Here is a 20,385-nt window from a genome sequence, read left to right as displayed (position 1 = left end):
AGTTTTTGGATTTAAATTTTATTTTATTTCTTAATGCCGGATATTTTTTAATATCATTTGGGTTTTTTTAAAACGTTCCATTTAATATTCAATGACGCTTATTAGTTGGAATAAGTTTCAATATGTATTTCTTATATATTATTTAGATAATGCATATTAAGTTATTATAGTCTGTCTAGATATTCTTAAATAGATGATTGCAATCATGATTTAAACATTGATACATGTTCTAACAAATGTAAGTTTATGTATAATTATAAATAACGATAAGATAAACTGCACGCTAATCGTTATAATACATTCACATATAAAATTGATTTTTATTGTTTAAAATATTCTAAATTAGAACTTGCATTATAATTTTATGGTTTCTGGAATAATCGCCAGTGAGCAACTCAGTTCTACATAGTAGTTAATAGATGTATTATGGTTAAGTTTTGTATAAGTATACTTTAGTATATTAATCTAGTAATTTATCATAAATGTATTCAAATATTATAATACTCACTATATTTTAAAGTTTTTAGTTACCCTAAATTTTAAGGGTATGATGTATTTTTAGTTTAGTTTTCGTGAAGGTTTTGACATAAAAGTTTTTTATTCAGGGTAACTATAAAATATTTTGTATATTTATGATTGAAAACCATATAGTTACATGTATTCAAGTAATATTTTTAAATTTTACGTTGCATATGAGGGATAAATAATATATTAAGTTTTTTATTTAGTTAAATGAGAAATATTAAGTTTAGTCTTTGTTTTATTTGATTTTGTTAAAAATATTTTTTAACTTATTAATTTTCGTTGCGAATTCTTAGTCTTTTATTAAGATTTAGATGCGTAACTAAAAACTAATATGGAATTTTTAATAATATTATTTATTTTTATTATTTAAAAATAGTATTTTAAAATGATATTTTGTGAATTAATGTGCATGTGCAAGAACATTACGTTTAGTTTTTAAGTATATCAAAAAAAATTACTGTCTTTTATTCATTAAATAGATCTTGTATATACTATCAAACAAATATTAAAGATTAAAAATCTTGGGTAGTATTAGTAGTGATATTTTAAATTTTTAAAAGTATGCTCGGTTTTCTGAGATTGAATATTTATTTCTGATAATCGCTTATAGATCTGAAATATAGTAATATAATAACTAGTTTAGTGTGCAGTACGCCTAGGATAATTTAAATGATTTTAAGTTTATCGATATAGTTAATATCTATCAATATCTTAAAAGATTTTTACTTACATCTTAAGGTCTTCTTTTAGAAGACAAATTCAAACTTCATTATTTTAATCTATTGTAAATGCATGAGTGATGTTCAGAAAAGTTAAGAAATAAATGTATATATGTTAGTGTAATAAAAAAATAAAATACAGTAAAAACCTAAGTATTAACATCATAGCACGTAAAAAATTTGTTGTGAGTTTTTAGGGAAATGTATTAACAGGAAATTTATTGATACTCCTCTAAAAGTAAATTTAACGTAGGAACTAAACTATGTCACATCATACATAAAACTTATGTTTTCACAACATAGTAGGCGCCTTCTTAGGCGATTTTATTTTATCATATTTTAATTTTAGTAATAGAAATGAGCTATAGTATAATACTTTTTTAAAGTAAAATTATTACTATAAATTTTATTGTATCAATAGTATATAAAAATCGCTGAGTATTTATTGTATGTTGAATATAAATACACCTTTGAGTAAAAGAAATATTACACTCCTAAAATGGAACGTCATCACTAAGTAGAATTATTAAAACACTGACGTAAAATATAATATTATAAAGAAAAAATTTCTATAATAAATTTTAGTTGACATATATATCACTTATCTGCATAAAATATATTAGTAGATTACATTTTATGTAAAATATATTAAATTATGTGTATCATGATACTTAGAGAAATCATTATATATATACGTATCATGAAACCTATATATTTATATTTAAATTTATTTAATCTACATTTAATACATTTGAAAAATAATCACTTGCATGGAAAAAACTATAAGAGATATTTGAATATCGGTTCAATATGTCTATCTCGAGTTGATTATTGTATTATTGCATAAAATACTGAATAGTTTTTAAGAGACGATTCATTATGTCATAATTTAATTTTATATCTTTAGTATACAATAAATTATTTTTATAAATTAAATGTTTTATAAATTAAATAATTATGTTAATTAAAATATGATAATCAATTCTTTACATATTTTTATATATACATTCATAAATAAATGATTACTTATTTTGATCTTTAAAATATTTTATTTGTTAGAACATCTCAGTATAAAATTATCTATTTATAAAAATAAAATAATTTTATTCTTCTAATGAGAATGATTAATCTTAATGCTATATTATATACATGATCAATATCACTTTTAGTACGTAAATAGTAATATTATATATTGTTTATTATCTTATTAATATTTATAAAAGTAATTTTAAAAAGAAAATATACTTTCATGTATATAAAATAAAAAGGTATATTTTTGATATCTTTTATATGAGAGAATAAATTATTTACTGCTCTATAAATATTATAAATATATTTAATAAATTTTAAAATTTACAATAAATTTATTTATTATCATTATATTAGTTTTTCTTAAAAAAATAATAAAAATGTTTAAAAAATTAATCAAGTTTTAACAATAAATAAAAAATACAGATTTTTTCTTATTTTAGCGTATTTCTTAAAATTTATTTTGTATTTTTATGTTATTTGGTAATAATGATTTTTAGTTTAAATAAAAATGCACTAAATATAGCGAAGTTAATCTAGATAATATTTAACTTATAGTATTCAGAATATTTATATTTATGGTTTATTAGAATAATGAACTTTTCTTTAAAACCTTTTGTTTTATTAATAGATATAACAATATATTTTATATATGATTATAATTAGTTATTTTAGTTTTAACAAAAATTCACAATTAGCTTCTTAACCTCAGTTAATCTTAGACATTATAGTTTAGATAATGGATGCATGAGTTTTATATATATTGAGGTAATACCCGAAAAAAGATTTCGCATTTATAATATATGAATTAATACTTAATTACTTTATTTGAAATATACGAAATGTTTTAAACCAAAAATATTCGATATGTATAATACTATACATTTAATTTTATTGAAAAATATAAAAGATCATTAGGTTGACGGGCATTTAAAAAATTATAAATAAAATACTTCGATTAACCTCAATAGAAAATTATATTATTATTTTCTATACTATAGTATAAGATTTTTTAAAATATACATGAATTATGGAAGTCATTAAGAAATATTGCGTATGACTTATTAAAGTGATAAATTAAAGTATGTTAAGTTTTTGTTCTTGAAATATTGTGATATAATGATCTTGGTATTGTTTTGACATTTGTTGATAGGAGATAGCTTGAGCTTTATGCTTGTGTCCTTGATCTTGTATACTTAAGCGTGATGTATATAAAACTTCAGTATTTTTTGTAGTTTAGTAGAGTTTTGAACTATACTTGTAAAGTAAAAAGGTTGCATTATTTTTATTACCTGAAATGTACTTAAGTTACACTAATTAATAGTGAGAATTTTATTGATAATGTGCTTTAGGATAGATTTTAATAAATTTCTGTAATGCAACTATTACTGCATTTGTTTATAATTTTGATTTATTTTTTTTCTTGCAAGTGAAACTATAGAATTATATTTTTCCATACTAGTGGATGCTATGAGTTCAGGCGATACAGTGATAATAAATAAGCGGTAAGTTACACTCTTTGGATTTGATAGTTGAAGTACAGTTTCGAGGAAGATACATTTTTAGTTATTTTATTTTTTCTCTAGCTACTATAATTTATATTTTTTATTGTTTTAATCTTAGTATCTTTGTATAGAATTTAACTTTTGATTTTAATGCGGGATTAGATGTTATAATGTTAGTTTTTTAGTTTGTAACACAGTTTTTCTATTATTTTTCTATAATTAATTTTTTTTGTGTAGTATTCGTTTTTTATAGACTTTTGTTATTTTGTGTATGTCTTTTACTTGTTTAGTAAAATTACTCGTTTTTTCTCTTGTACTAATATATTCAGATATGTTTCTTCTTTGATTTTCTTGTCTTTCGTTTCAGCAGTGTGTTGATGTTTTTCTCTTTTGATAATTTTAATCATTTATTTTGCTTTATTTTTTGTTATTGCATATCATCACATCGTTCAAGCATACCAGAAGAATCAATTATTATCACATTAATAATAGATCTTTGTATCTTCCGTCATTAGATTTCACGATGGACACAAAGAACCAAATTATGACTACAAAAAAATTGATAAGACGTGTAATATAATTGACTTTAGAAGAAGAAATTTTAAATTGTTTTTCTATTGTTTTTCTATTGTTTTTCTATTGTTTTTCTCACAATTATTTTTTAAAAAAATGTTACTAATTTAAATTATATATGTGGAGTCATTAAACCGATAGATTTTGTTCCTGTTTGATTTGAAAATTCAAAGCTTTAATACTTTCATTGTAAAAAATATTTTACATCACTAATAAGAAAAGTTTTTTCTGGTTTTTTAGCTGTGTTTGTTTATTTTTCTAGAAAATTTTTCTGGTAGAAAAAAAATGTACATTCTCAGCGTGAATTAACATATTATATTTGCTTATATCTGTAATTTCTAAAATAATAAGTAGATTATCATTTGATCATGTTATTAGAGTATCTATGGTATTTAAAAGATTCACTTCTATTATTTGAAATAATATCGGTATTGTTGTTATAAAACTTTGTAACAATACTAATAATATATCCAATACTGGAATAAAGTCACTTTCGAATTGTAGTTCATTTTTACGAATACTATGCGTTATGCGTTATGCGTTATGCGCTATGCGCTTATCTTTTTTATTTATTTAGAGAATGTTAGACAATATAAAATGCCTAGAAAGCTTTTCTATAAAATTAATATACGTTTTCTGTAATTAATTCAGTCTACAATCAAAGCAATTGAATCTTATAACTTTTGGTATAGAAGTGTATAATCCATTATTATTACTATTAACGTTTCCGCGATATTGAGTATAATCATCTAAAGCGTAGCGTGGTTAATAGATCTGAATACAATAGATGTGTGCACAAGTCTACAAACGCTAGCAAGTAAATTTAATATATGGATTAATTGCACCAACTTTTCCAAAAAAAATGAAATATAGGTTTCACTTGATTCTAGTTTACGGTTCATAGATATATATCTTGCAGAAGATGTGCTGTGCACGATTAAATCTGCATCATAAATATTCGCTTGATGCAAACGCATACATTCTTTAAATCTAGAACAAAAAATTTGTTTTGTACTACCACATTTTATTCTACGGGATTGACCGTCTTTATATAAGTGTGATAACTAAAGATTTGACAAAAAACTTATTCTTAAATATTTCTGCTTCATGCATAGCTATGTTTAAAATTTTCTTCTCTGCACAAGAAGAGCTCATGAAAATAGAACAACAGATTAAAATAAATATAATAATCTGAGATAGTAAACTGTCTTTTAAACATAAATCTAGAATATGTATGTTAGTTATTATTTAAATTTTTTAACAATAAAATTAAAGCGTCTTGTCGGCTTCATTTTTGAGATATTTACAGAAATGCTTAGGGTGTATAGCTTTACGAAACAGATCATATTGTGAATGAATAATTTTATTAAAAATTTAAAGAGAGACATTTTATTTTAATGAGTTTGTCTTTATTCCTAATAAATAATCTAGACGAGAAAATGTAATAAAATTAGTAGAAATATTCCGTATAAAAATTTAAAGATTGTATTTAATAAACTTTATAAGTTAATATCTTTTGTTTTAGAAATATTTAGTCCTATTTTGTTTTAAAAAACATTAAGATAAAATATATAATAAACTATAATGTAAGTATTAATATTGTTATAATACATATAAATAATACATACAAATATATTAGTGAAATAACTTTGAAGGAAAATTATAATATAAATTATATTCTAATGAATCTATTATGCAAATCTAAATTAATTAAAGATTTTCTTCAGTCTCACAATAAAACACAGTATCGGAGAAATATGAAAATATTATTCAATTCATTTATGAAGTCAAAATTAAATATTAAAAATTACGTTTCTACACAAATTTAAAATAAAATATTTTATTAATTTAAAGAGGTACCTTAGTTTTATATATTATATTCAATTTCAGATAATGATTTTAGTAATTAGCAAAACTAATGTAAAAACGCATACTTTATTGACTCTATATACAAGAATTATTAGTACAATTAATTTTTATTACTATTGATAAAATTTTTATTTTAAAAATAAATATTATATATTAATCAATGCATTATATAATATAAAAAGATTTTAACATCAATAGTAGTAAGAGTCGTGATACGTTTTAGAGTTAATAAATGATTGATGTAATATTATATTGCATGACTACTCTTATGTAATATTAAATAATATTTGATGATATAGTTAATGAGAATGTCTCTATGCTTATGTCAACATAATACATATAATAATTTTCATGTATTAATAAAATTTAAATTCTATTTATCTTTGTCATCAAATAAAATTATTCATAATAAAAATACTATATTAAATATAGAAAAATATTAAAATTCTAAGTAATTTTAAAATTAGTTAATGATACACAAAACATGATTTACTTTTTTCTTTAATGAATGTATTTGTATGATTAATTATTAATCGTTAATATTACAATATAACTGTCAACCTAAATAGTAGCACTTGTGAAAGTCTACTAAAATTAGTAGACTACTTCAAGTAGATTTATACGATCTATATAAGAATATTTTAATTTTTTGTAAATCCTTATCATTCAACTTCATCTTAGCTAATGCAAAAACTGCCTATATTTCAAAATTTTTATTTATCTAACCCAGATAAAATCCACAATAGTAGGTTCCTGAATGTAGCACTAAAATAACTTATAATGACGAAAATCATAAATAAAAAACTGATAATTTATATTCCTAATATTACAATATGTTTAATTTTCTATATTAGAGATTATGTAATGTTTTATACGATATTAATAAAATAAATAATCAGTTTAATAAACTGCATGTTAGAATTTTGATTTTTTTATAATTCTTCTTGATTTTTTAAACTTGCCTGAGCTAAATAAATATAACTTTTTTTTGACTATGTAATCTATAAAATAGATTAAAAGTATCTGGTATATTATTTTTATCTTAACGATTATAATGAACATGTAAACAGGTTATCTAAGGATTTTCAACGATACACAACTAACTCACTAATAAAATGTCACGCATGTGAATTATTTTTATAGACTACAAACCTTATAGGTATTTGTATTATTCGTTATATTATCCGTCGTGATTACATTGACATTAAGTACACTGAAAGTTTTTATAGTAATGTATTATCTGATTTTGAAAATATTTTACATTTATCACTTCTTTTTTAATAATTAATATTTTCGCGTTTGCTAATAGTTAACAAAATAATGTTATTGTTTTTATTGAATCTAATATGGATCTTTAATTCACGAGCTCATTTAGTTACTCACTTTGGTGAGCTGATTTTTTTCTGACTCTTGTTCTTTCAAAAAGTTTAAAAAAAGTAATATATATTATTATACTTTTAGAAAATTAATTATAAGGAATATTATTGCTCATAACTGTTTTGAATAGTATTATAGCACAATATATAAATATATTATATATATTAATTTAATAAAAGAATTAGTAGTCTATTGACTTAGAAAGTAACAAGTGCGATTTTTTAAAAAAATTTTTACTAGATTTAATATTGTAAGTTTTCCTTATTCTGATAAGATATATAAAAAATCATTAGGTTTATAGAAAAATACTTAAATAGTTTTTAGAGATCAAATAATCAATACAATTACTCATGAGTTTAAGCGTATTTAGTGAGCATATATTAATAGAATAATTTTATTAAAATACTATTATCATCTTCAATAATGAAGATATTATATTTCTATAAACTATATTAATTTCTATTATAAAATAAAAGATCATTAAATGATCTATGTGTGACTAAGAAAGCATTTTATATAATTTCATTTTAATGAAATCCGATTCGAGATGATAAAAGTAATTAATAGTTTGAACTAATATTGACTATCTTTTTTATCTAATTTTTTTATCAAAAAAATAAAGACATTTCTCTAAAAACTATTTTTTACTTAATAATATAATTGTTAATTTTTATCTGTAGTTCAGAGATATCAACATATGAAGTATAACGTATAAAATTATTTATAATTAAGTATAGAACATTGATGTTATCATTATTTAAAAATTTTTGTTACTAAAAACTTACTTTATAATCTATATTATTTTCTACTGTATATCTTGATTAACAGTATGTTCAATATGATGACAAATACAGCGTCGAGAACACTTGTAATCACAAATAACTTATCTTAATTAATTAGTTTTTGACGGAAGGTGATTAACAGATTCACTACTATATTTATTGATGCTTTTAACAATGATAAAATATCAAATTTTTGATTTGTGTAATGATTTTTATTAATTATCTTTTGTAGAAATCAAGTTAGATCAGGTTACAAGTTGTTTTAGATCGATTTGAATCATCAATAGTGATCATAGAATAATTAAGTTAACAGTATCCATTACTTTAGATATTTTCAAGTAATACTTACAGGTATTGACTATATTATTTGTAATTTCAATAAAATTATTAGGCTATCTTAATGAAAAAATGCAAGGAAAATTTTATAGTCATAGAGATTCTGTATATTTTGATAGATTTTATATAAAGTACTGATAAGTTTATTTACTAAGATAGGTGTTGAAGGTCTTTCTCGAAATATTTAGTTATTTTCGCTTTTAAAAGATGCAAGATGTAGATAATAATTCATTTATTTAATAAATAAAAACAATTTGTTCAATCATAATAAGTTTAGTTTGATTATTAGTTATTTGTTGATTGCTGTTCAATTACTCTTATTTTATTTCTTCAAAAGTGAGAGGTACTACAATCTGTCTGTTAAGTGTAAAACATAATGTAATACTTGTTGTAACATTTATTAGATTAGTAAACAGATGATTTAAATTATGAACTAAACTACGTAATTCACGCGGAAGATTTTTATTTATTATTTCTCGTTTACTTTTTCATACTACTAATTTTAAAAACTAAAAATCTATTGGACGCCTACTTTAGTAGATAGAAACTGTAAAAAATATGGAATAAATCTAGATTAGATTAGCAATAATCTCATATATTTAAATTATTTTTAAACTCAGTGAGTTTTTTTAAATTTTTGTAACAAAGTGTTAACAATAACAAAAGTTAGTGAAGTAGGGCGCTTTGAGTTATAACATTAGTGAATAGATATAGTATATATTAGAAAAATATTGTTATGATCAATATAGTCAATTTTACTATTCAGGCTGAGATATGTATTTTATTACTTGATAATAAGGTTACTAATATTAATATATAATTTTTTATACGTCTTTCTGTTTAACGAGTTTTGACGTATTTGATGCTCTGTCTCGGATTTATGTTGTTGATCACAAAAACTTTGTGGATTGTTAGTATAAAAGATTATAAAAAATAAATTATTTATTGTTACATTACATGTAATATACAGATTACCCTTATTATCTATCCACTGGATTTTGCTATATAAACAGATTGTTTTATCTATTTGAAATGATATAAGTATTTTATTAAAAATAATAAAATAGTTTTGCATTGATAATCTACCAAAGAAATGCTTCGGACGAATATTATAACGGAAGTGGCATAGAAAACGAGCTCTTAGTAATAATAGTTTCAGTTTAACTACATATTAAATTTTTATATCAAAACTATAGTTTGATTTTGAATAAGCATTATCATATCCCTACTGTGAAGTTGCAATATTTTTTCATAAATAACCTATAATAACATTAATAGTATAAACTTCATAAAGTCTACTATCTTAATGCAGCTGATGCATTAATAATTCTTTACTGATCACTTTGTCGGTTATGACTTAATCAGGTTTTGATAATGATATAGTTGAATATAATGTATTGAATTAGTCAGTTTTTGATTATTAATTTTTAATGAATTAATAAAAATATTATTCTAATTTTATAATCTAAGAGTGAAGATTATTTTTGTTATGCACTAAAATTTATATTCATATGAGAATTTCTTCAATATGACTGGGTTTAGTTATTGCAATCATCAGGATCATTATTTAAAATTATGAACTTTTTGCCAGATTTCGCATGCAGTTAATCTTTGTATGAGAATATTTATTTTTACATTATTCTATCATGTCATGATAGATACACTATCTTCGTGAGGTAAAGTAAAATCAAGTATAGTAATATTGAATCAGCGATAGATAAATAGTAATTAGTTTTCTTTTCTTTAGTTGGTTCTATCAACTCATAATCTAGTTTTGTAAATTAGATGATTGAATAATAACAAATAGGAAAAGAAAAGTATTGTCTTGGACGGTAGAGATACATATCATTAAATCTCATGATGAATAATAGATACTGTAGCAGTATAATAGGAAATAATGTTAAAGTTATTGTGATAATATAAAAGTTTTTATAGCGAGTTATTAAGTTATAGTCCAAATGATTAAATGAGATAAATTCTAGTACATTGCACGTTTTTTTAGGTTATATGTAAACATTTATGGTCAGTTATTGAGAGAACATATTTCTACTTATTTAGAGATTTGTTTATTAGACTATTTTCTGAGCTATTCTATAAAAACTAAAATATTTTTGGTATTTGAACACGTTCTCATATAATAAAAGAAAAAATGACTTCATGAGCTGTTTTCAATAATAGTAAGATATTATTTTAAATGATTAAGAAAAGTAATAGCATAACCAAGGTAATTAGCAGGGGTCATTGCTTCTAATTTATTTTTTTGTTCTTTAGGTATGTCTAAACTATTGATGAATTCTTTTATATCTCCTGCAGAGAGATGTTTGCCACGTGTTAAGTTTTTAAGTTTTTCATAGGGTTGTGTAATCTTATAACGACGCATAACAGTTTGAATAGGTTCAGCTAAAATTTCCCAATTTTGATCTAACTCAGTTAGTAAATTCTGCTTGTTTACCTCTAGCTTATTTAAACCTTTTAAAGTAGACTGATAAGCGATTAGTGAATAACCAAGACCAATACCAAGATTACGCAACACGGTTGAATCTGTTAGGTCACGTTGCCAGCGTGAAATAGGTAGTTTATTTGCTAAGTGATGTAATATAGCGTTTGCTAATCCTAGATTACCTTCTGAATTTTCAAAGTCAATTGGGTTTACCTTATGTGGCATTGTTGAAGAACCGACTTCATCTTCTACAGTTTTTTGTTTAAAGTGATTTAGTGCAATATATCCCCATAGATCACGATTAAAATCTATTAAAATAGTATTAAAACGTGCAATACAATTAAAGAGTTCTGCAATATAATCATGTGGTTCAATTTGTGTGGTAAAGGGGTTCCAAGTCACTCCTAATGAAGTCACAAAGGATTCACTAAATTCATGCCAATTGATTTCAGGGTATGCAGCAATATGCGCATTATAGTTACCTACTGCGCCATTAATTTTACCTAGTATTTCAACTTGCTCTAATTGATAATATTGACGTTCCATACGGTAAGCGACATTTGCAAATTCTTTACCAATAGTTGATGGTGTTGCTGGTTGTCCATGAGTACGTGAAAGTAAAGGTAATCGGCGATACTTATGTGCTAAAGTTTTTATGCTATCAATTATTTGACGCCATTCTAATAGTAATACAGATTCTTTTGCTGTTTTTAGCATGATAGCATATGATAGATTATTGATATCCTCTGAAGTACAAGCAAAGTGAATGAATTCAGAGACAGCATGTAGTCCAGAAATTTGTTCTACTTTTTCTTTTAAGAAATATTCAACAGCTTTAACATCATGATTCGTTATACGCTCAATTTCTTTAATACGTAAGGCATCTTTTTCATTAAAATTTTTAATAATTTTATTCAGGTAAGTGGTTTCATCAGCATTAAATAATGGAATTTCTTTGATTTTAGATGTTTCTGAGAGTTTTTGTAACCAACAAATTTCAATCTGTATGCGATGTTTCAATAAGCCAAATTCACTAAAAATAGTACGCAGTATATTGACTTTATCACTGTAACGTCCGTCAATTGGGGATATAGCAGTTAATGAAGATAACATCATTGATAGAAACTCCATATTTTAAAAAGTAAGAGAAAATATATTACGTATGTTTAATGAATTGTCTTCGAGTAAATAGTAATTTTATATAGATTTCTCCTTACTGTCTGATAAAGAACAACACTGAGAATACCGCTCAGTAAAAGTGTATTAGAGTATGCTGAAACCAGTGAGCTTTTAAAATTTTAGGTGATCCTGTTACTTGAATATGTAGTTCAAGTGAATGAATTTTATCGATATAAATGTTAGATGAATCATAAAAAGTGCCTTTAGACATTAGTTAAAAATAATTTTCTTGGCGTTCGAATTGTTCAACATATTGACTTAGTTGACTGTTCTTTATTTATTTTTGTTCACGTGGTGCTTAAGGACTTTCATATTAAGCATATAGCGAGTGACTGCAGTAGAGAAACTTGTATTACTCTATTCTGTCTAGACACTATAGGTTAGTATATAATATTAAGACTTGTTTGTAAGTTTTTTGTGAATCATTGCTATCAATATCAAGAGTAGATAATAGATGCCTGACGGTGACAGCGTGATATTAAAACAATTTTAGCTACTATTGCTTTTGAACACGAGATTCAATAACTCCACCACCAAGGCAAATTGCATTAATATAAAACACTGCTGATTGACCTGGGGTAACTGCTTGAACTGGATAGTCAAAGATTACTTTTACTTTTTTTTCATTCAGTGGAATCACTGTACAAGCAATATCTTCTTGACGATAACGTGTTTTAACAACACAACGCAAAACTTGCGTGAGTGGTATTCTATTAACCCAGTCCAATGGTTGGGCAATAAGGCCTGTTGAGATTAGTCTAGTATTATCACGCCCTTGTGCTACAATCAAGACATTAGTGGAAACATTTTTATCAACTACATACCAAGGCTTATTAGAACTATATTTGATTCCACCAATACGGAGTCCTTTACGTTGATTAAGTGTGTGATACATCAAACCTTCATGTTGACCAATGATTTTTCCATCAATAGTTATAATCGGACCTGGTTGAGCAGGTAAATAGCGACTAAGAAAATCACGAAACTTTCGTTTACCAATAAAACAAATGCCAGTTGAGTCTTTTTTCTTTGCAGTTATTAGGCCTACTTCCTCAGCAATGCATCGTACATCAGATTTGTTGAGTCGTCCTAACGGGAATAAACTTTTACTGATTTGTTTATAACTAAGAGTATGTAGAAAATAACTTTGATCTTTATTGGTATCTATCCCGCGTAGTAGTTGGCTTTTACCATTAAGATCACGACGACGAACGTAATGACCAGTTGCAATATAATTTGCGTTAAGTTCTTCAATCGCGAATTCAAGAAAAGCTTTAAATTTAATTTCTTTATTGCAAAGAATATCTGGATTAGGAGTCCGACCTGCTTTGTATTCAGATAAAAAGTGTTTAAAGACATTATCCCAATATTCTGTAGCAAAGTTTATAGTATGAAGTTCAATAGATAGTTTTTTGCAAACCGCTTGAGCGTCAGAGAGATCTTTTGCAGAAGCACAATATTTTTCGTTGTCATCTTCTTCCCAATTTTTCATGAATAGCCCCACAACGCGATAGCCTTGTTTCTGAAGCAAATAAGCCGAAACAGAGGAGTCAACACCACCGGACATACCAACGACGACTATTTTTCTCTTGTTATCTGACATAGTATACTCTCATTGCTTAAAAATGAACCACTATACTTTACCATATTTTATTTTTATTACACTAGACTCAGAATAAAAATATTCTCTATTCAAACCATTAAAAGCTATTGAGATTTTCTTTAAAATTTTTATAATTTTTATTTTTAATATTTAGAAAATGTATAAAGTAGATAGAAAACCAATAATTATTTGCGTTCAGTAGTGAGAGTAAACAATCTCTTTAAATTGCAAACAGAATATAAATGAATAAAAAATATTATAATGCTTTGATATAAATAATTGTTAGAAGTATTATATTGGGTCTAAAAAAGATTTTTTTACAGTGAACAGTGACAAGCTATTAATTAATATTTACATGTAGTTTGCGAAAAGAGGTAAATAACAACATAAAAATATAACGTTAATTTAACAAATAATTGAACTGTGAATTTTACTACATTTTAAAATGATAGGACAGTAGAGACTAAATAGTAGATATATAACAATACTAGAAATCATATGATTAATATTATATCTTAATTAAACAGCAATTATTTTATGAATAATAAAATAATATAAATAGTTAATATTATTAATATTTTTAGACAAGTCAATATATATCTTTTACATGAATAATTCATCGAAAGTTATGATATTTTATTTACTTATGAGTTAAATGTGTTTTTTCACTATAGTGATTGTAAAAATAAATAAATTTTTTATATTGAAAATGATTATAATGAAGATGTCGCAGTAAATATAGATAGATATATAATGTAGATTATTTAATATTATTTTAAAACTCACGTAATTATAATTATAAGTATATATTAAACTAGTCATTTTACATCATATGATATTATTTTAACTTAATGAAATAATATCATATTTTGCTTAATCATTCATTATTTTATTTTTTTTTGATTTTGTAATTACTAATTCAGGTTCTGAGTTGTAATGTATCGTATAATTATGAAGATAATAATATTCTAAAAAGATATATAAAACAGTATTATTTCTTATATGAATAGTACTATTATGATATTTAATTGTTCAATTAATGAGTAATAGATTTTACTGTTTTTTTAGGTAAGTGTATCATTTGATAATTGCTTGTTAGATATTGACTCTTGTATTTATTGTTTATTTTTAGAAGTAGATTTTAATTGGAACATATTGAGTAATGCTACAATTTATCTCTTATCAATACGAACAGGCATTAAATTTTAAAATATATTATTTTATATTAATATAAAATATAAAGACTGAGATGTTATTTTTTAGTTGTTTTTTAAATATTTGAAACAAATTACCTTTAATCATGACATGAATAATAATCGTGATCCTTATGTTATATTTTTATAATTTGTGATAATGTATAGATGTTTATAAAACAAATAATTGTATTATTGAATCTTGTGTTAGTTTACTAAATACTTTATTTGTATGGCATGTACCTATTCACTATGTATTAATATTATTAGTGGAATACAGTATTTTTATCTTTATCATATTAATTGTCAAGAAATAATTAATTGTCGTTCTGTAAAAATAATTTATTTCGTTTTAAAATTATTAAGTAAATCAATGTGTTGTTACCATACGCAACAACAATTACTAAAAATATGAACTTGAATATAAGATATGTGATCGATATAAGCATTGCTAGATATGTTTAAGAATGAACACAGATTCTGCAGATTTTGATATAAGAAAATCTACTGTTAGATCAACTGCAAGTCAGGATAATTTTTTATGTTATTAACAATCAAGTATACATGATTGATTTAAATTTAGAATTATTAAGGTAGATGTTATAAGAGACGAGATTAAAAAATCTTTAATGCGATTTTGAGGTTGAGTTTTTTTACAATTTTATAATCTTAGCTTATTGAAAATCTATGAGTTAATTTAAAAATCTTGAGTGAAAGTTGGATTGTGATAAATATAGGACTATGTCAAAGTGCTTTAAAAAGAGAAAATTAGTAGCTTTAATTATGACATGATACGCGAGTATTGAAGAACATATAATAATTTTATTAATAGTTTTGTTCAGTGATTATTAAACTATAAAAAATTGTCTCAAACTATTTGAAGTTATTAGTGTTGTTTTTTTGTAATACAAATTGAATCACGCATTGCTAATTTAGAAAATATCAGATCGTATTAATTATCATAATCAAACAACACGGATATTCAGTGAGTGCTTGTTTTAACTCTTATTTATTCTTTAAGTTTTCACGTTGATCAGCGTTATATAAAAGTCTTATGAGTAGAAATTATTATCAATACATTATTTTAGGCATTTATTGGAGATGTTACAGATGATAATAAAAAAATAACAATAAAAAGGCGCTAAAATGATTGTTTATTTTTTGCGTCGATTATTACTAACTTTAGTTACCTTATGTTTTTTATCATTTGTTAGTTTTAGCCTTAGTTACTTGACTCCTCAGTCGACTTTAAGTAGGGCATCATTAATAAATGCTTATGTATTTTATTTTAACGGCTTATTACACCTTGACTTTGGTGTTTCAAGTACTAATGGTCAATCTGTTATTGAACAGCTTAAAGATACTTTTCCGGCTACTGTGGAGTTATCTGTTTTTTGCATTTATATTGTCCTTAGTTTTTGGGATGCCCATTGGGATAGTAAAAGTTTTTTGGCGGAAAAAATCGGTTGATATTGCTATCAACATTTTTATATTACTTGGTTCTTCTCTCCTTGTATGTGCATTAGCTATTATACTTATACTATTTTTTTTCATTACAACTTGGTTGGCTATCAGTCTTTGGTCGATTCGATATTCTCTATAACTTAGAATCCATTACAGGATTTTCTGTAATTGATATTTGGTTTGTTCACTCACTTTTTCATAAACATATGATTATCAACGTCTTTTCACATATGGTATTGCCTGTAATCGCTCTCGAAACCTCTCCCACAACTGAAGTAATTCGTTTAGTGCGACATAGTACAGAAAATATTTCTAATGCCAATTATATTCAAGCCGCGATAATACGAGGTTTTTCGTTATTAACTATTGTGCGTTATCATATTATTCATAACGTTATCGTTCCGATTGTTCCAATATTAAGTTTACAATTTTCTACTCTTCTAACACTAACAATGGGAATAGAAGTAGTCTTTAATTGGCCTGGATTAGGGCAGTTATTAGTTACTTCATTACGTCAACAAGACTATTCTGTAATTTCAGGGGGTGTGATATTAATTGGCGCATTAGTTATTACAATTAACATGCTGTCTGATGTTTTAGGGGTAATGATGAATTCTTTAAAATATAAGGATAGATATGTCTTTAGATAATTTTTATAATAAACAAAAAATCTCATCGTCAACTTGAGTTATATGGAATATTTTTCATCAGATATTATTTCAATGGTAGGATTTTATGGTGTTCTATTTTTGTTACTCCTCTCTTTATCTGGCTTTTATATTGCACCTTATTCTATTAATCAACAATTTTTAGGTTATCAATTATTACCACCGTCATGGTTACATGACGGCAACGTAGCTTTTTTAGGGACTGATGACTTAGGTCGTGATATACTGAGTCGCCTAATTCTTGGAACAAACTCTACTTTTGGTGCTGCATTATTGGTGACATTTATTTCTACTATTATAGGTTTTGTATTAGGTTCTTTTGCAGGAATGACTCAAGGTTTAAAATCAGTAATTTTCAACCACATATTAGATATATTTTTATCTATTCCTTCGTTTGTGCTTGCTATTATCGTCGTTGTATTCATGGGTAAAGGTTTGCACAATGCAATGTTTGCTATTTGCCTATCAATGATTCCAAGGATATTGAGAATTATTTATATTGCAATTCATAATGAATTAAATAAAGAATATATTGTATCAGAAAGATTAGATGGAGTATCTAATATTTTTATATTATGGTATACTGTGTTTCCTAATATTATTCTAATTTTTATAGCTGAATTAACTCGTTCTCTTTCTATTGCTATTTTAGATATTGCAACTTTCTTCATCAGAATGGGGGTCAATGTTAGGTGATACTATGGATCTGATTTATATTGCGCCTTGGACTATAATTTTACCTGGCATAGCGATTATGATAAGTGTCCTCTGTGTGAACTTACTAGGTGATGGATTACATCGTTCTATTCATGCGAGGGTTTTAAAGAATGCCACTTTTAGATATTCGTAATTTAACTGTTAAATTTATGACAGAAAATGGTTTCATTGAGGCAGTAGATCGTGTTTCAATAACTCTATTGGAGGGTGAAATCTTACGGATTGATCGGCGAATCAGGCTCTGGTAAAAGTTTAATTGCTAAAGCAATGTGTGGTGTCATAAAAGAAAATATGCATATTACTGCTGATTGCTTCCGTTTTCATGATATCGATCTTCTCAAACTAAGTCCTAGAAAACGTCGAAAACTTATTGGTCATAATATTTCATGATCTTTCAGGATCCACAATCTTGTTTAGATCCAACGGAAGATATAGGAAATTAGCTAGTCAAAGCAATACCAAACTGGACCTCTAAAGGTCATTGGTGGAAGCGTTTTTATTAATGTAAACGTCGTGTAATCGAATTATTGCATCGTGTTGGTATCAAAGATTACAAAAATATTATGCATAGTTATCCTTGTGAACTGACTAACGGCGAATGTCAAAAAATAATGATTGCTATTGCGATTGCTAATCAACCTCGTTTGCTTATTGCAGATGAACCAACTAATACGATAGAATCCACAACACAAGCGCAAATTTTTCGATTATTTAATAACCTTAATCAAAATCATAACATGTCTATTTTTCTTATAAGTCATGATATAGAAATAATATCTCAGCTAGTAGATAAAATTAATGTGCTGTATTGTGGTCAAATCGTAGAAAGCAGTAACTCCAGAAGATATATTCAAACGCCCTTACCATCCTTATACAGCGTCTCTGATCAGATCTGTTCATGATTTTCAAATCTCTCTTCCACATAAAAGTCGTTTACATACCTTACCAGGAACGACTCCATTATTAGAGCACTTATCCTATTAATTGTCGTCTAGGCCTCGTTGTCAATATGCTCAACGAACTTGTAGCATAACACCGCCTGTACGGAAGGTTAAAAATCATCTATTTTATTATCATTATCCGATTAATATGAACGAGTCTTCCTAATGGCGGTCTTGATTAAAGTATGTAATCTTAAGAAAACCTTCCGTTTTCGTGAAGGGTTATTTCGGCGTTATGAGTTAGAAGCAGTGCAAGCTGTAAGCTTTAATTTACTAACAGGACAAACGTTGGCTATTATTGGTACTAATGGTTCGGGGAAATCAACACTTGTGTGTATGCTATCAGGTGTGATTAAACCAACTTCAGGTGAAATATTCTTTACGGACATCATCTTAAGTATGACGATTATATTTATCGTAGTAAGCACATTCGTATGATATTTCAAAATCCAAGTACTTCACTAAATCCTCGTCAATGTATTGGTCGGATACTTGAATTACCTTTAAAACTTAATACTAAGCTTACCGGAATTGAACGAGAAAAAGAAGTAATACAGACTCTTCGTCAAGTTGGTTTACTAAGGGAGCACGCCGAATATTATCCACATATGTTAGCTTTAAGACAAAAACAGCGAGTAGCACTTTCTCGTGCTTTAATTTTACGACCAAAAATTATTATTGCTGATGAGATATTGACTTCATTAGATGTATCTATGCGATCACAAATCATTAACTTGATGCTTGAATTGCAAGCTAAACAAGATATTGCGTATATTTACGTAATGCAACCTCTTAGTATAGTGAAACATATCAGTGATAAAATATTAGTAATGAATAAAGGTGTTGTGGTTGAGAGTGGTAATACTGCGGAAGTACTAGATTCACCATTACATGATGTTATCCGTCGTTTGATTCAAAATCATTTTATGGCACGTTATTCTTTTAAAATTAGCGGAAAAGCGTGCAATTTATCTAAGAATAGTAGAGAAAATCTTATTTGAAAACTTGTTCAAAATGTTTTAAATGTCATGATTGTATGTAAGCTTTCAGAATTAAAAATTTAAAAATAGTTTATATCAGTCGAGAAGTATTTTGATTCATTGAATTGTGCTTAATAAAAAACTAAAAACCCTTATATATGTGAGTGATGTATGGATTAAATGTTTTCTTACTTATATATTAAAAAATTAGTTGCTATTGCGATAGGCCTTTTAGTAATGTCTCTAAAAATATTGTATATTATTATTTTAATAATTTACAAGGTGTGAAGCTATTAAAAAAAATTACTCTGTCAGAGTGAGTTTTAAATGTCTTTTTCCGGTTTGCGTCTGTATTAATTATAGCACAAATACAATGTGATGATCATTGATGCGATAAGTGTTAATGAATAGGGATGTAGATTCTGTAAAACACATGATAAAAATAAAATATTTCTAGTATACAACGATCATTGAAGTACATGTTG

General features: G+C 25.3%; 3 protein-coding genes and 4 pseudogenes. 4 read left to right on the top strand and 3 right to left on the bottom strand.

Annotation, left to right across the window (positions count from 1 at the left end; genetic code table 11):
• Positions 1 to 9,499 precede the first annotated feature (9,499 nt).
• From GFV14_RS02605 to mnmA, 3 genes are all read right to left on the bottom strand, one after another.
• Entirely contained in the window at positions 9,500 to 9,823 is a 324-nt protein-coding gene (locus GFV14_RS02605; RefSeq protein ID WP_457914685.1) for a hypothetical protein, read from the bottom strand.
• 1,077 nt (positions 9,824 to 10,900) lie between these two features.
• Positions 10,901 to 12,271, bottom strand: a complete 1,371-nt coding sequence (purB, locus tag GFV14_RS02600) for an adenylosuccinate lyase (RefSeq protein ID WP_457914119.1) — start codon at positions 12,269 to 12,271, stop codon at positions 10,901 to 10,903.
• Positions 12,272 to 12,830: 559 nt separating this feature from the next.
• Positions 12,831 to 13,937, bottom strand: coding sequence for a tRNA 2-thiouridine(34) synthase MnmA (mnmA, locus tag GFV14_RS02595; RefSeq protein WP_457914118.1), 1,107 nt, complete (start codon positions 13,935 to 13,937; stop codon positions 12,831 to 12,833).
• A 2,339-nt stretch (positions 13,938 to 16,276) separates the two neighbouring features.
• Between mnmA and GFV14_RS02590 the strand changes: the two are divergent.
• The 4 pseudogenes from GFV14_RS02590 to GFV14_RS02575 all read left to right on the top strand — a co-directional run bounded on the left by GFV14_RS02590 (position 16,277) and on the right by GFV14_RS02575 (position 19,921).
• Positions 16,277 to 17,244 (top strand): annotated as a pseudogene (locus GFV14_RS02590) (ABC transporter permease subunit).
• A pseudogene (gene sapC, locus GFV14_RS02585) lies at positions 17,231 to 18,112 on the top strand (putrescine export ABC transporter permease SapC). Before GFV14_RS02590 ends, sapC begins: the two co-directional pseudogenes overlap by 14 nt.
• A pseudogene (locus tag GFV14_RS02580) lies at positions 18,090 to 19,086 on the top strand (peptide ABC transporter ATP-binding protein). The pseudogenes sapC and GFV14_RS02580 overlap by 23 nt, the downstream one beginning before the upstream one ends.
• Positions 19,086 to 19,921 (top strand): annotated as a pseudogene (locus GFV14_RS02575) (peptide ABC transporter ATP-binding protein). Before GFV14_RS02580 ends, GFV14_RS02575 begins: the two co-directional pseudogenes overlap by 1 nt.
• Positions 19,922 to 20,385 lie beyond the last annotated feature (464 nt).

The organism is Candidatus Hartigia pinicola, assembly GCA_020541205.1.
Classification (GTDB): domain Bacteria; phylum Pseudomonadota; class Gammaproteobacteria; order Enterobacterales; family Enterobacteriaceae; genus Hartigia; species Hartigia pinicola.
The sequence above is the reverse complement of the archived record's forward strand: the minus strand, read 5'-3'. Positions and strand labels throughout refer to the sequence as shown.